The 14,272-nt window shown below is 45.6% G+C and carries 11 protein-coding genes; 8 read left to right on the plus strand and 3 right to left on the minus strand.

Annotated features, from left to right (window positions below):
• The first annotated feature begins 107 nt into the window (after positions 1 to 107).
• From murE to FEFB_RS05085, 6 genes are all read left to right on the plus strand, one after another.
• Entirely contained in the window at positions 108 to 1,673 is a 1,566-nt protein-coding gene (gene murE / locus FEFB_RS05060; protein WP_047975152.1) for a UDP-N-acetylmuramyl-tripeptide synthetase, read from the plus strand.
• Complete coding sequence (coaBC, locus tag FEFB_RS05065) at positions 1,651 to 2,883, plus strand: bifunctional phosphopantothenoylcysteine decarboxylase/phosphopantothenate--cysteine ligase CoaBC (protein WP_047975153.1); 1,233 nt, start codon at positions 1,651 to 1,653, stop codon at positions 2,881 to 2,883. The genes murE and coaBC overlap by 23 nt, the downstream gene beginning before the upstream one ends.
• 49 nt (positions 2,884 to 2,932) lie before the next feature.
• On the plus strand, positions 2,933 to 3,187 hold the full coding sequence (locus FEFB_RS05070; RefSeq protein WP_047975154.1) for a hypothetical protein: 255 nt from the start codon (positions 2,933 to 2,935) through the stop codon (positions 3,185 to 3,187).
• A gap of 238 nt (positions 3,188 to 3,425) precedes the next feature.
• Entirely contained in the window at positions 3,426 to 5,117 is a 1,692-nt protein-coding gene (gene argS, locus FEFB_RS05075) for an arginine--tRNA ligase (RefSeq protein ID WP_047975155.1), read from the plus strand.
• 71 nt (positions 5,118 to 5,188) lie between these two features.
• The gene (locus FEFB_RS05080; protein ID WP_047975156.1) at positions 5,189 to 7,264 is read left to right on the plus strand and encodes a PBP1A family penicillin-binding protein; all 2,076 of its coding nucleotides are present in this window, start codon (positions 5,189 to 5,191) and stop codon (positions 7,262 to 7,264) included.
• A gap of 49 nt (positions 7,265 to 7,313) precedes the next feature.
• On the plus strand, positions 7,314 to 7,670 hold the full coding sequence (locus tag FEFB_RS05085; RefSeq protein WP_047975157.1) for a YlbF family regulator: 357 nt from the start codon (positions 7,314 to 7,316) through the stop codon (positions 7,668 to 7,670).
• A 187-nt stretch (positions 7,671 to 7,857) separates the two neighbouring features.
• Here FEFB_RS05085 and FEFB_RS05090 read toward each other — a convergent pair whose 3' ends face one another.
• From FEFB_RS05090 to FEFB_RS05100, 3 genes are read right to left on the minus strand one after another with little or no spacing between them, the layout of a single operon-like run.
• Positions 7,858 to 9,207 (minus strand): aspartate kinase, encoded by a 1,350-nt coding sequence (locus FEFB_RS05090; protein WP_047975158.1) that lies wholly within the window; start codon positions 9,205 to 9,207, stop codon positions 7,858 to 7,860.
• 57 nt (positions 9,208 to 9,264) lie between these two features.
• Positions 9,265 to 10,146, minus strand: a complete 882-nt coding sequence (gene thrB / locus FEFB_RS05095) for a homoserine kinase (RefSeq protein ID WP_047975159.1) — start codon at positions 10,144 to 10,146, stop codon at positions 9,265 to 9,267.
• The gene (locus tag FEFB_RS05100; protein WP_053068955.1) at positions 10,140 to 11,390 is read right to left on the minus strand and encodes a homoserine dehydrogenase; all 1,251 of its coding nucleotides are present in this window, start codon (positions 11,388 to 11,390) and stop codon (positions 10,140 to 10,142) included. Before FEFB_RS05100 ends, thrB begins: the two co-directional genes overlap by 7 nt.
• Before the next feature lie 130 nt (positions 11,391 to 11,520).
• On the opposite strand from FEFB_RS05100, the gene thrC reads away from it, so the two are divergent.
• Positions 11,521 to 12,984, plus strand: coding sequence for a threonine synthase (thrC, locus tag FEFB_RS05105; protein ID WP_047975160.1), 1,464 nt, complete (start codon positions 11,521 to 11,523; stop codon positions 12,982 to 12,984).
• A gap of 51 nt (positions 12,985 to 13,035) precedes the next feature.
• On the plus strand, positions 13,036 to 14,127 hold the full coding sequence (locus FEFB_RS05110; protein WP_047975161.1) for an aspartate-semialdehyde dehydrogenase: 1,092 nt from the start codon (positions 13,036 to 13,038) through the stop codon (positions 14,125 to 14,127).
• Positions 14,128 to 14,272: the final 145 nt, after the last annotated feature.

Consider the following 14,272-nt stretch of genomic DNA (forward strand, 5'->3'; position numbering starts at 1 on the left):
ATGGCTGCACATAAGGCCGAGTTTTCTCGGCCTTTTTTTGCTAAAAAAGGCTTGGTTTCAGTCTTTTTAAAGGTTCGCTTTTTGTCGGCCTATGCTATAATGAGTCTATGCGATTAACTAGACAAGATGTGACAAAAATTTTACAAAAACACGACCTACTCGTCAGTGAACCAACTGATGATTTGGTCTTTGACCACCTTCATTATGACACCCGTCAGGTCCAGGACCAGACGCTCTTTGTTGTCAAAGGGGCCTTTAAGGCGGAATACCTTGCCGGGGTCGATGGTGTGACGGCCTTGGTAACTGACCATGATTTGGGTACTGATTTACCCCAGTGGTTGGTGACTGATAGTCAAAAGGCTTTATCAGTGTTGGCGATGGCCTACTTTGATTACCCGCAAGACCAGCTTTGGATTGGTGCCTTTACGGGAACCAAGGGGAAGACAACGGCTGCTTACTTTGCCTATACGATGCTGAAAGAAGCAACTGCGGGGAAGACGGCATTGTTTTCAACGGTCGATCGGATTGTTGGCCCAAATCCAGCGGATAAGAAAAAATCAGATTTGACCACGCCCGAATCTTTTGAACTCTTTAAAGACATGCGCCGTGCGGTCGACAATGGGATGACCCACTTGGTGATGGAAGTTTCCTCACAGGCATACTTGCGTAACCGTGTTTATAGTTTGCGCTTTAACGTTGGGGCCTTTTTGAATATTTCACCGGATCATATCGGACCAAATGAGCATCCAACATTTGCCGATTATTTGGCACATAAGGAAATGCTGTTGGATAATTCCGACCACGTGATTTTAAATGCGGGAATGGACCACTACCAAGCAATCTTTGACCGCGCTGCTAGTCAGCATGACCGCGTGTTGACTTATGGTCGCGCCGGAACGGCACCTGTTAATGGTCAGCAACCATTAGTGACCTTTACGAGTCAAGAGTCCGCTTTGCACGAGTCACACTTTACGGTGACAACTGGTGTGGCGGTGCCTGATTTACACGTGATTAGTGGTGGCTACCGCTTGAACCTTCCCGGTGACTTCAACGAGGAAAACGCCGTGGCATCACTGATGATGGTCGGGCTAGCCGGAGCTGACCATCAGTCAATGGTGAAGGGGCTGGATGAGGTCACGATTCCAGGCCGGATGCTTTCATTAAAGTTGCCTGGTCACGGGGTCGCCTTTGTCGATTACGCTCACAACTACGTTTCCTTACTATCGCTTTTGGCCTTTGCCAAGGCGCAGTCCCCAGATGGACAAGTCATTGTTGTTCTGGGTGCACCAGGAAATAAGGGTGTTTCCCGCCGAGCTGATTTTGCCAAGGTCTTGTCACAAAAGGCTGACCAAGTCTTCTTGACGGCTGACGACCCCCAGTACGAAAGCCCATTGACGATTGCCAAGACAATTGCTGACGGCATCACCAACGACCATGTCCAAGTTCATTTTGAGATGGACCGGATTACCGCTATCCACCAGGCGATTAATTTGGCTGGCGAAAATGATTTGGTTGTCGTTGCCGGTAAGGGTGAGGATCCTTATCAAAAAGTTGACGGAGTCGATACACCTTACATCGGTGACTATGCCGCTGTGAAGGAATGCCAGCAGGCCCTTTTGGCAGGCAGGGATTATTCGTGGAGGATTAGCCATGACAGCTTTTTACCAAGATAAAAACGTCCTCTTAGCTGTAACGGGCGGTGTCGCAGCCTATAAAGCAGCTGAATTAACGCGTCTGTTGATTAAAGCTGGAGCCAATGTCAAAGTGGTGATGACGGATGCGGCTCAAGAATTTTTACCAGTCAAAACTTTGGCGGTGCTTTCGAGGCATCCTGTTTTGACTGATGCAAGTTGGCAAGGACCTAGCAACGCTGTTGACCACGTTCACTTAGCGAAGTGGGCTGACTTGATTGTGCTGGCACCTTTGACGGCCAATACCCTCGCTAAATTAGCTTTGGGGCTTGCCGACAACGTGTTAACGGCAACGGTCATGGCTAGCACAGCTCGCAAGATTGCTGTACCCGCGATGAATGACGTGATGTGGGGCGATCTTGCGGTGCAGCGGAATGTTGGCCAGCTAAAGCAAGATGGCTTTGACTTTATCGGGCCAGCCAGTGGTTTCTTGGCCGAAGGCTATGAGGCCAAGGGCAGAATGGTGGAACCGACTGAAATTGTGACGAGCATTGCTGATTTACACTCTGACGACTTCCAAGATGCTGTTTTCGAAGAGAAACCCTTAGCTGGCAAAAAAGTTGTAATTACTGCGGGTGGAACGCGAGAACCAATCGATCCCGTGCGCTATTTGACCAATAAGTCTTCTGGTAAAATGGGTTATGCTTTAGCCGAAGCTGCTCGTGCAGCTGGTGCAACCGTCACATTGGTGGCGGCAACCTCACGGCAGGTAAGCCCAGCCATTCAGGTTATTTTGGTTGGTGACACAAGAGAGATGTTGGCAGCTGTTCAAAAAGAAATGGCGACAGCTGATGTTTACATCGGCGCGGCAGCGGTATCTGATTTCCGGGTTGCGGAAGTATCTGATCACAAGGTTAAGAAGCACGGTGATGAGCACATGATTTTAGATTTAGTGCAAAATCCCGACATCTTAAAAACCGTTGGTGAGACGAAAAAGCCGGGACAGGTCGTCGTTGGCTTTGCGGCCGAAACCGAAAACCTGGTTGAAAATGCCCAGGCTAAATTAGTCAAAAAGCATGCCGATTTGATTGTGGCCAATAATGTTTTGGAGGCAGACGCTGGCTTCAATAAGGACACAAACAAGGTGACGTTGGTCACCGCTGACCAGGAGCCAATCCAGGTAGCGGCCAAATTGAAGACAGAAGTTGCCGAAGACATTATCGCTCTGGTAGCTGATTTACTAACATCTTAAAACTTTATGGTATAATAGTGACCTATACGAAAGTAAGCAGGAGGCTGTGATGAGCAAGGAAGACGAAAAGCAAGAATCCAAGTATCACGTGGGGGATGGGTTGCTCGCCCCAGCATACGGGAACCTTGAAAACCCCTTTACTGGTAAGGTTGAAAAGGTTTACGAAAATGCATTGTTGGTTGAAATCATCGAAAATGATCCAGCCGACCAACCAGCCGTCAATGAAATGAACCACCGCGCTGTTGTTCGAATGGCCGATGTGGAAGTCATCAAGGCAGCACCCCAGGACGAAAAGTCTGAATAAGACATCCTGGTTGTAATTGAAAAAGATAGAAGGCAGGTGCCCAGCTTTGCAGTGACCTTAACGTTAGTGTGAGTTAAGGGCTGGCCCTGGCCCGCGCGGCTTTTTCTGCTCAGAATTTGATAACAAAGTGGCCATATGGCTATTAGAGTGGTACCGCGGGCAGGGCTCGTCTCTTTGGTTAATAAGAGACGGGTCCTCTTTTGCAAGATAGTGAAATTTTTAATAAAAGGATAATACAATGGCAACGAATCAAGCAGTGACTTCCGCCTTACAGGCGGTCCTACCTGACATGACAGCTGAAGAAATCGCAAGCAAGGTGGAAGCGCCCAAGGATACTAAGATGGGTGACTTGGCCTTTCCAACTTTTACTTTGGCAAAGGTCTTAAAGAAGGCCCCACAGCAAATTGCGGCTGACCTTGTCGAACAAATCGACCAAAGTGGCTTTGAAAAGGTTGTCGCAACTGGCCCTTACATCAACTTTTTCTTGGATAAGAAGGCGATAACACAAGAGACATTGACCGCTGTTTTGACTGCTGGCGACCAATACGGAAAGAATAACCGGGGTCAGGGGCGAAACATCGCTTTGGATATGTCATCACCAAACATTGCTAAGCCAATGTCAATGGGACACTTGCGTTCAACAGTGATTGGCAATGCTTTGGCGAACTTAGCTGAAGAAAACGGGTACCAGCCAGTTAAAATTAATCATCTTGGTGACTGGGGAACCCAGTTTGGTAAGCTGATTTATGCTTATAAGACATGGGGATCGGAAGAAGAAGTTAAGGCCGACCCAATTGCCACTCTCTTGAAGTACTATGTGGAATTCCACGATAAGGCAAAGGAAGACCCATCATTGGATGATGGGGGTCGTGCTTGGTTTAAAAAGCTTGAAGATGGCGACCCAGAGGCAAAGCGCTTGTGGGCCTGGTTCCGTGAGGAATCATTGAAGGAATTTACGGAAATTTATGACCGCTTGGGCATCGAATTTGATTCCTTTAATGGGGAAGCTTTCTACAACGACAAGATGGATAAGGTCGTTGATATGTTGGAAGCAAAGAACCTCTTGCAGGAATCCCAAGGGGCGCAAATCGTTGACTTGTCCTCAATCAATGAAAATTTGACTCCAGCGATGATTAAGCGAACTGATGGTGCTACTTTGTACATGACTCGTGATTTGGCAGCGGCCATTTACCGTAAGGAAACTTATGATTTTGCGAAGTCTTTGTATGTCGTTGGTGGCGAACAGCGTGAACACTTTGTGCAATTAAAGGCTGTTTTGACTTTGCTTGGATTACCATGGGCGGACGATGTTGAACACATTTCCTTTGGTTTGATTACCTTTAACGGTAAGAAGATGTCAACTCGTAAGGGTGACGTTGTCTTGTTGAAGGATGTTTTGGATGATGCCCACGAGCTTGCTCTTTCACAAATTAACGAAAAAAATCCTGATTTGGTCAATAAAGACCAGGTTGCCGAAGAAGTCGGTGCTGGAGCGGTGGTCTTCCACGATTTGATGAATGACCGGACCAACAACTTTGACTTTAACCTTGGTGAAGTCGTTCGCTTTGAAGGGGATACCGGACCATACGTGCAGTATACGAATGCACGGGCTCAATCAATCCTTCGGAAAGCTGGCGTTACGGTCGACGAAAGGCAAATCAGTCTTGATGATCCACAAACATGGGACATTGTGACAACTTTGGTGAACTTCCCTGATACTGTTGTGCGGGCCTTTGACCACCGCGAACCATCAGTGATTGCTAAATATGCATTATCGCTAGCTCGCTCGTTCAATAAGTACTATGCTAATTCTAAGATTTTGGCAGAAGATGAAAACTTGAATGGTCGTCTCGCTTTGGTTAAGGCCGTATCCACGACTTTGACAATTGCACTTTCAATTCTTGGTGTGCAAGCACCAAAGGAAATGTAAAAACTCTTTTTATCGGTGACCACCTGTGCGTTATGCGGCAGGCATGAGCCCTGTTGGTTAAAGGAAAACGGATGAAAGCAAAATTTTCACTTAAAAATACAACCTTTTGGAAACGAACGGCCCCGACTTGGAACCGCTATCAAATTGGTCGACTTCTGATTCTGATTTTTATGTCGCTGTTCTTAGTGACCTCAGTCTACTTAGTGACGATGGCCAAGACGATGCACGTCCAAAAGCTGGAATCATCACTGTCACAAACGACGAATATCTACGATAGTTCGAATAACTATGCTGGGTCGTTGTACTCGCAAAAGGGTACTTATGTCAAATATGATCAGATTTCACAGAACATGCGCGATGCCGTTTTGTCGATTGAAGATCGTAACTTTTATAAGGAACATGGGTTCTCCGTTTCTGGCCTTGGTCGAGCAGCGTACTTGTTTGTTCGTAATCGCTTGACCGGTTCACATGTCATCTCTGGTGGTGGGTCAACGATTACCCAGCAACTGGTAAAAAATGCCTATTTGACTCAAGAGCAAACCTTTACTCGAAAGGCCAAAGAAATTTTCTTGTCTATGCAAGTTGAACAGGTTTATTCGAAAAATCAGATTTTGACGATGTACCTGAATAATGCATGGTTTGGTCATGGTGTTTGGGGGGTTGAAGATGCTTCAGAGAAGTACTTCGGTGTTCATGCCAAGGACTTGACAACCGAGCAGGCAGCTACTTTGGCCGGTATGCTGACGAATCCATCGGGCTTTAACCCAATCGATAATCCAGATCGATCGAAGGCTCGAAGAAATTTGGTTTTGCAGACAATGTATGAAAACAAGAAGTTGACTAAGGACCAGGAAAAGGCTGCTCAGGCAACTGACATTGTGCTGCATGACAACTATACGGGTGATGAGTCGTATCATTATCCATGGTTCTTTGATGCCGTGATTAATGAAGCCGTCAATAAGTACGGTTTGGACGAAAAAGACATCATGAACCGGGGGTATAAAATTTATACAACCCTGAACCAAAAAGACCAGGAAAACATGCAAAACGATTTCCAGAAGAGTAATCTCTTTGGAAATCAGTCACAGGCACAGGCGGCTTCGATTGTCTTAGATGCTAAGACGGGTGGTGTTCGAGCCGTTATTGGTGGCCGTGAAACCCAACATACTTTCCGTGGCTTTAACCGTGCCACTCAGTCACAATTGCAACCCGGCTCCATTATTAAGCCTTTGGTTGTTTACGCGCCAGCATTGGAAGCGGGCTACAGTATTAATACCAAGTTACCTAATAAGAAGATGACCTTTGGTACGAATAATTATTCGCCAAATAATGCGCTGAATGTCGAAACGGCCGATGTACCAATGTATGTGGCCTTAGAGCATTCTTACAATATTCCAGCTGTTTATTTGCTGAATAAGTTAGGTGTAAATGTTGGTTGGGACTCTGGTAAGAAGTTTGGCTTGCCACTGGTTGATGCAGATAAAAACTATGCTTTGGCCCTTGGTGGCTTGACGACTGGTGTGTCACCATCTCAAATGGCGTCCGCCTATACGGCTTTTGCAAACGGCGGAACGATGTCACAAGCCCACTATATTACCAAAATTGTTGATTCTTCTGGCAAGGTGATTGTTGCTCAGCCAAAGGTAACTCAAAAGCAAGTGATTTCAAAATCAGTTGCGGATAATATGACAAAAATGATGCTTGGTACTTATACCAGCGGAACTGGAACGGGTGCAGCACCATCTGGTTATAAGATTGCCGGTAAAACTGGAACTACTGAGAATCCTAATGATTCAAACAATGCGAACTCCTCAAAGGATTCATGGGCTGTGGCCTACACCAAGGATATCGTTCAAGTTTCTTGGGAAGGTTTGGAAGGTGACAATACAAGTTCTCTACCAATCGGCTTGATGGGGACAATTGGTTACTTCGTGAAGACTTCATTGGGTCAAATTTTACCAAATACGACAGGTGATAACTTTAGTGTTTCAGACGCTAGTCAAACGAACACTAGCAATACTAATACTTCATCATCTTCATCATCAAATTGGTTCACAAACGCAGCAAATAACTTCAGTAACGGTGTGAATACCACAGTTGCTGGTGCGGCTAAAGTATGGGATACTATTACAGGAGCATTTAAGTAGAGATTATTAGTGATTTCACTACTCCGATTTGTATTTGAAAGGGATAATAATGACAGTTAACATTTACGATAACGCAAACGAAATGGCTAAGGTTTTGGTCGAAACTGATCAATACAAGTCATGGCAAACTGCCTTTGACGCAGTTCAAGGCGATGATGCTGCGAAGGATTTGTTTAAGCAATTCCAGTCAATCCAAATGATTGTGCAACAAATGATGCAAGCACAGCAACAACCTACTCCTGACCAAGAAAAGGAATGGGATGCTGTCGCTAAGCAAGTCCAAGAAAACGACAAGATTAAGGACTTGATGGCCGCAGAACAGATTTTGAACACGTTGTTGGGTGAAATCAACGAAATCGTGACAAAGCCTGTGTCTGAGTCATACGCCAAGGTACCACAAGCTTAATTTGTTCGAATAAATCAGAAAAAGGCTGAATGGTTTAACCGTTCGGCCTTTTTCTACTAGAAGCCAAACTTACCAAAGGTTTTGGCTTCTTTTTGTGTGATTTGGAAACCTTAACCGTCTAACTTGACCGAGGGCAAAAAAGGCAAGACCATCGTGGTGCAATGGTCTTGCCTAAACTAATTTTGATTTAAAAGATGTTGTGATAAATGGCTTTGACCGCGTTATCAACGTCCTTAGATTCGACACCAAGCATAATTGAAATTTCAGAAGCACCTTGGTTCACCATTTGCAACGAAATACCGGCGTCCTTTAGTGGTGTAACGATTTCGGTAAAGGCACCAACACGGTTAATCATTCCTTGACCGACAACCATGATAATGGAAAAGTCATCATGCCAAGCCATTGTATCGGGTGATAATTCACGCTCAATATCTGTTTGGATTTGTTCGATTTGTTCCTTATTGAGGCTCTTTTTGTTGAAGATAATCGTTAAATCATCAATTCCAGAAGGCATGTGTTCGTAAGGAACACCATGGCGGTCCAAAATTTTTAGAATGCGCATGGTAAAGCCGATTTCCTTGTTTAACAGGTATCGGTGCAGGTAAAGGGCACAAAAGTTGTCTGAAGCGGCAATTCCTGTTACACGGCGTTCCGGCTTATTTTGTTCGGCTGGACCAATCCAAGTACCAGGAGCAGTTGGATCATTGGTATTTTTGACGTTAATTGGTACCTGAGCTTGAATAGCTGGGATAATGGCTTCATCGTGGAAGACGGCAAAGCCAGCGTAGGATAATTCTCGCATTTCACTATAAGACATGTTCTTAATAGCTGCTGGGTGGCTGACCAACCGGGGGTTGACGGCGTAGATAGCAGAGACATCTGTAAAGTTTTCATAGACTTCTGCCATTAAGCCACGAGCTAAAATCGCACCGGTGATGTCGGAACCACCACGAGAAAAGGTAACCATCTCGCCACGGTCATTGTAACCAAAGAAACCTGGGAAAATATAACGGGTATCATCTTTGATTTCAAAGGCGGCAAGGTCTTGATAAGTGGTTTCTTCATTTAGGGTTGCGGTTGTCGCATCGGTTTCCATATGAAGCTGTTTTGGGTCGACGAAAACTGCCTTTTCACCTTTAGCTTGCAGAATCAAGGCCAGTAATTGCGCGTTTAAATACTCGCCATGGGCGGCAAAGGCAGCTCGCAAATAAGAGTAGGAGCGATAATGATGATTTGCCAATTGGTCAATTTGGTCAGGAATCGTTTGGAAAACCTCTTGATCGAGGTTAAAGTGGTCGGCAATGGTCTGATAGCGTTCCTTCAACGCTAAGAGCGTTTCAGTAGCATCCTCATCGTTGATAGTTTCGTTGGCATAGCGAATCAAGAGGTCGGTAACCTTGATTGGAAATTCTTTTGCCTTACCAGGGGCGGAGGTCACAACGACCTGACGGTCTTCATCCTGATTTAAAATATCGATGACGCGTTCAAACTGGGCTCCAGTTGCTAAAGAGGAACCGCCGAATTTTGTTACTTTCATAATACTGCCGGTAAGAAACCGGCACTCCTTTCATAAATCAAAACAGATTGAGTGTCTTTAATCCAATGTACCTGTGAGGGTGGCACCGGTGTGTTGGACAGCTAAAATGGTTGCTGTGCCATTCAGCTTGAGGCCATTGATGGCTTCAAGTAGCTGGTCAGCGTGTCCTCGTTCAACTATTGAGATAACTGTCGGTCCAGCTCCCGACAGGTATGTTCCTGCTAGACCAAGGCGGTGTGCTAAGGCACGAATTTGTAAGAATTCTGGTGCTAAATTAGCCCGGTAGGGTTCATGCAGTTGGTCTTCTTCTACTAAATCCATTAATCGCTTTTGGTCACCTAAGTAGCAAGCGGCAACCAAGTTGGCAAGGTGTTGACTTTGGTGAACGGCCGTTTTGAGTGGTAAGTTTGCAGGCAAAGCCGCCCTTGCTTCCGCGGTTTTTAATGGGTAGTCCGGAATAAAGGTAACCGCGACCAAATTTTTGGGTAGTGGAAGGGTAGTGGCTTGTACGCCATTTTGGTCATCGTCTGTTAATTGTAGGCCACCTAAAATAGTTGGCGCAACATTGTCCGGATGACCCTCAAGGGCTGCTGCCTCTTGTAGAATTTGGTGACGATCAATCGTTTGATCGTCTAAGTAGTGTCCCAAGAAAAGACCGGCTACTAATGCTGATGAGGAAGATCCAAGACCACGAGCCAGTGGAATGTCACTTTTAACGATTAGTTGGTGGGGTGTAATATCTGGATCAACGAGTCGAGCAGTTTGAACAATGAGATTGGTTTCATCGTTTGGAATATCTGCGCCAAATGGGTGAACCACTTGCCAAGTATCAGTGTTTGGACCAACGGTTACGGTTAAATTAAGGTTTAATGCAAGTCCAAGACAATCAAAGCCAAGACCAAGGTTGGCAGAACTTGATGGTACAGTGATGGTTAGCATGGATAAATCACAAACTCCTTTGCTAATGTCCGATTAGTTGTTAAAGCGTCAAGAAGGGCATCATGCTGATCTTTGGACATTTCTTTGGTATAAAGGACGAGCTGAGAGCCGAGCCGGTTATTTTCGTGGCTGGCTTGACGAACAATCAATGAACGGAGTTCGTCCTTGGTGTCTTGGCTAACATTGTTTGCACCAGTTGTATTCAGAATCCAGCAATAGGCTTGAACTCGTTCGCCAGCTAATGTCATTTCCCTTTCTGACAACGGTTGCTTAGCGTCCTTTGGTGCCGTTGCGGCAGCCAAAATATCGGCTAAAACGGCTTGGGCCGTTGGCCGTGCACCAGCCCCAGGGCCATAGAAAAGCGTTTGACCGAGGTTATCACTGTTCACTGCAATAGCATTATTCTCATTGTGGACCTGTGACAGAGGTGATTGTGGTAGCACAACCTGGGGAGCAACGATAACGGCCACTGAATCGGCACTGATTTGATCGATGCGGAAAAGAAGCTTGAGTTGGCCACCAAGTGTTTTAACGGCGGCGATGTCCTCATCCGTAATCTTTTGAATACCGGTAATTTGAATGTCCTTTAATCCAGCCTCCAATCCAAAGACCAGACGGGCCAAGATAATGGCCTTGTAAGCAGCATCGTAGCCAGCGACATCATTTGTGGGGTCCGCTTCGGCAAAGCCTAGGTCTTGTGCTTGCTTTAAGGCCGTTTCGTAGGATAGGTCATTATCGGCCATTTGAGTTAACATGTAGTTGGTGGTACCATTCACAATCCCCGCTAATGAGCGGATGGTATCGGTACGGAAATATTCGCGTAGGGTACCGATAATTGGGATCCCACCGGCAACTGCTGCTTCATATAAGAGGGGCACCTGCGCTTTGTTTGCTAAGTCAAGGAGTTCTTCCCCAGCGGTCGCAATCAGGTCCTTATTAGCCGTAATAACTGGTTTTTTACTTGCCAAAGCGGACTTAATCCAGTTTTTAGCGGAGCCAGTACCACCGGCAACTTCGACAACCAAATCAATTTCTGGATCATCTAAGATGTCCTTTGGGTCGGTGGTCAGTTGGATGGTGGAGCTTAAACCAGGGCGGTCCTTGGTTAAAGAAGAGACCATCGCGGTTTTTACGGTCAGGTCTAAACCAGTATTTTCACTGATTTTTTCTTTTTGTTCCTCTAAGATGGTTAACAAGCCCATCCCAACTGTTCCTAAGCCAAAAAGGCCAATCTTAACTTCCATGATGACTCCTTCTATCGTTTTTTACTGTCAAGTAAGGATAATTTCCTATTAACTTTACCATTTTCCCGCCTAAAAAGGAATGTTTTTGTTATAATATCATTAGAAATCAATGAGATTGAAGGAGTACGTCATGGAATATGTCTCGACCCGGGGAGAAGCCCCTGCTGTTTCTGCCGCCCAGGCCATCCTCCAGGGCTTAGCACCGGATGGTGGTTTGTACGTGCCAAATCAGTGGCCAACTTTGAACTTGGATTTAAAGACCATCGGTCAACAATCCTACCAGGATTTGGCGACTGAAATTTTTGCTGCTTTTTTGCCTGATTTTACAAAAGCAGAGATTCAAGCCGTTGTACAGGCAGCTTATGGTAGCCAATGGGATACCGATAAAATTGTGCCGGTCAAAGATGCTGGGAACAATTTGCACTATTTGGAGCTTTTTCATGGTCCGACATTGGCCTTCAAAGATATTGCCCTTCAGGCCCTGCCTCACTTAGTGATTGCGGCGGCTAAGAAGGAAGGCCTGGATAAGGAAATTGCTATCTTAACGGCAACCTCAGGTGATACGGGAACAGCCGCAATGTCTGGTTTTGCCGACGTACCTGGAACAAAAATTGCAGTTTTGTACCCACAAGTCGGGGTTTCGGACATCCAGCGTCAGCAGATGGTCTCCGAGCCTGGAAAAAATACCTATGTTTACGGGATAGAGGGTAATTTTGATGATGCCCAGCAGGCGGTTAAGCGCCTTTTGGGTGATTCAGATTTTGCTGCCTTCTTAAAGAAAGAAAATATTCAAATCTCTTCGGCAAATTCGATTAATATTGGTCGCTTGGTCCCACAAATCGTCTATTATTTCTACGGCTATGGTCAATTAGTTGAAAGTGGTCAAATTAAGCCTGGTGAAGAAATTGATGTACTTGTGCCAACTGGTAATTTTGGAAATATGTTAGCAGCTTACTATGCCAGCCACATCGGCTTACCGGTGGCTGATTTTACGGTTGCTTCGAATGAAAATCATGTTTTAACAGAATTATTCCAAACAGGGGTATATAATAAGAACCGCGACTTTAAGGTGACGAATGCGCCGGCTATGGATATTTTGGTGTCGTCAAACTTAGAGCGTCTGTTGTACTTTGCTGGCGGTCAGGATGCTGATTTGATCAAAAAAGATATGGCGGACTTGCAAAGTCAAGGCCAGTATCAATTGGCAGAAAAAACGAGATCTGGTTTAGCGAAGTTTTCTTCTGGTTGGACCAATCAAGAGCAGGTAGAAGAAACGATACGAAAGACGTTCCTTTCTTCTGATTATTTGATTGATCCACATACGGCTGTGGCCGTTTATCAATACAACGACGATGGTCATCAAACCCTTTTGGCCGCAACTGCTAGTCCCTATAAGTTCCCGCAAACGGTTCTTGAGGCACTTGGCGAAGAAGTTGTTGGTGGCGAAGGCGGCTTGACTGCTTTGGCAGCAGCAACCAAAACACAAATTCCTGACCAAGTGAAGGATTTGTTCCATCGACCTATTCGTCATCGGACGTTTATCCAGGCAGCTGATATTCAAAAGCAGATTGAAAGCGCCTTGAAGACAGACTAATTTTCTTCTGTTGTTTATTATGTCATTTAAAAAGAAAGAGAGAATTTTTTTATGGTAGCAAAGACAGCCTATAATGTAGCAGTGCTCGGTGCAACGGGTGCTGTTGGACGTCGAATTTTGGACCAGTTGGCCCAATCAACAATTCCGGTTGGTGAAGTCAAAGCCTTAGCTTCTGCTCGTTCAGCCGGTCAAAAAATCAGCTTTAAGGACCAAGAATTAACGGTCGAAGAAGCAACGGAAGATTCCTTTGCAGGTGTTGATATTGTTATGGCCTCAGCCGGTGGATCTACCTCAAAGGCTTTGGCTCCGGCTGCTGTTAAGGCTGGTGCTGTTGTGGTCGATAATTCTTCTTATTGGCGAATGAATGATCAGGTGCCATTGGTTGTGCCTGAGGTTAACGCCGCCGCTTTAAAGGACCATCAGGGAATTATTGCCAACCCTAATTGCTCAACGACGCAATTGGTGATGGCGCTTGACCCAGTTTACCGAGAATTTGGCTTGAACCAGGTGATTATTTCCACTTATCAAGCGGCTTCTGGTGCTGGAAAGGCAGCGATGGATGAAGTTTTGGCTGAAGCTCAGGCTCGTTTGTTGGGTGACGACATGGCAGAATTGGCCCATGTCCTGCCGGTGAATGGTGATAAAAAGCATTTCCCATTAGCCTTTAACTTGTTGCCACAGATTGATGTCTTCGAAGAAGAAGGCTACACACACGAAGAATACAAGATGATCCACGAAACGAAGAAGATTATCTTGGGTGACAAGAATGCTAAGGCTATTAAGGTGACTGGTACGGCCGTCCGTGTGCCGGTCATGATTGGTCACGGTGAGAGCGTTTATATCGATACTGGTGACGAGAACGTGACAACTGATCAAATTCGTCAGGCAATTGGTGCCGTTGATAATGTGATTATTGAAGATGATCCAGCTACACAAACTTACCCACAACCTCTTTTGGCTGAAGGTAAGCGTGAAACATTTGTGGGCCGCATTCGCCCTGATTTGGAAAATCCTGGTGCCTTCCACTTATGGGTTGTTTCTGACAACTTGCTGAAGGGTGCTGCCTGGAACACGGTTGAAATTGCCCAAACACTGGTTGAAATGGACTTGGTTCGCGTACCAGCTGACTCAACTTTTGCATAAATAATTTTGAAAAAGCCACCAACGAACGAATTGGTGGCTTTTTAGTGCCCTTATTTCGCTAATAAAAAAGCCCTACTACAAAAACGTAGTTGACCTGTACCCCAAAAGTTGAAGTAAATATTTAGACCTAGCTGGCCAGTTGCCG

This window comes from Fructobacillus sp. EFB-N1 (assembly GCF_001038455.1).
GTDB lineage: Bacteria > Bacillota > Bacilli > Lactobacillales > Lactobacillaceae > Fructobacillus > Fructobacillus cardui.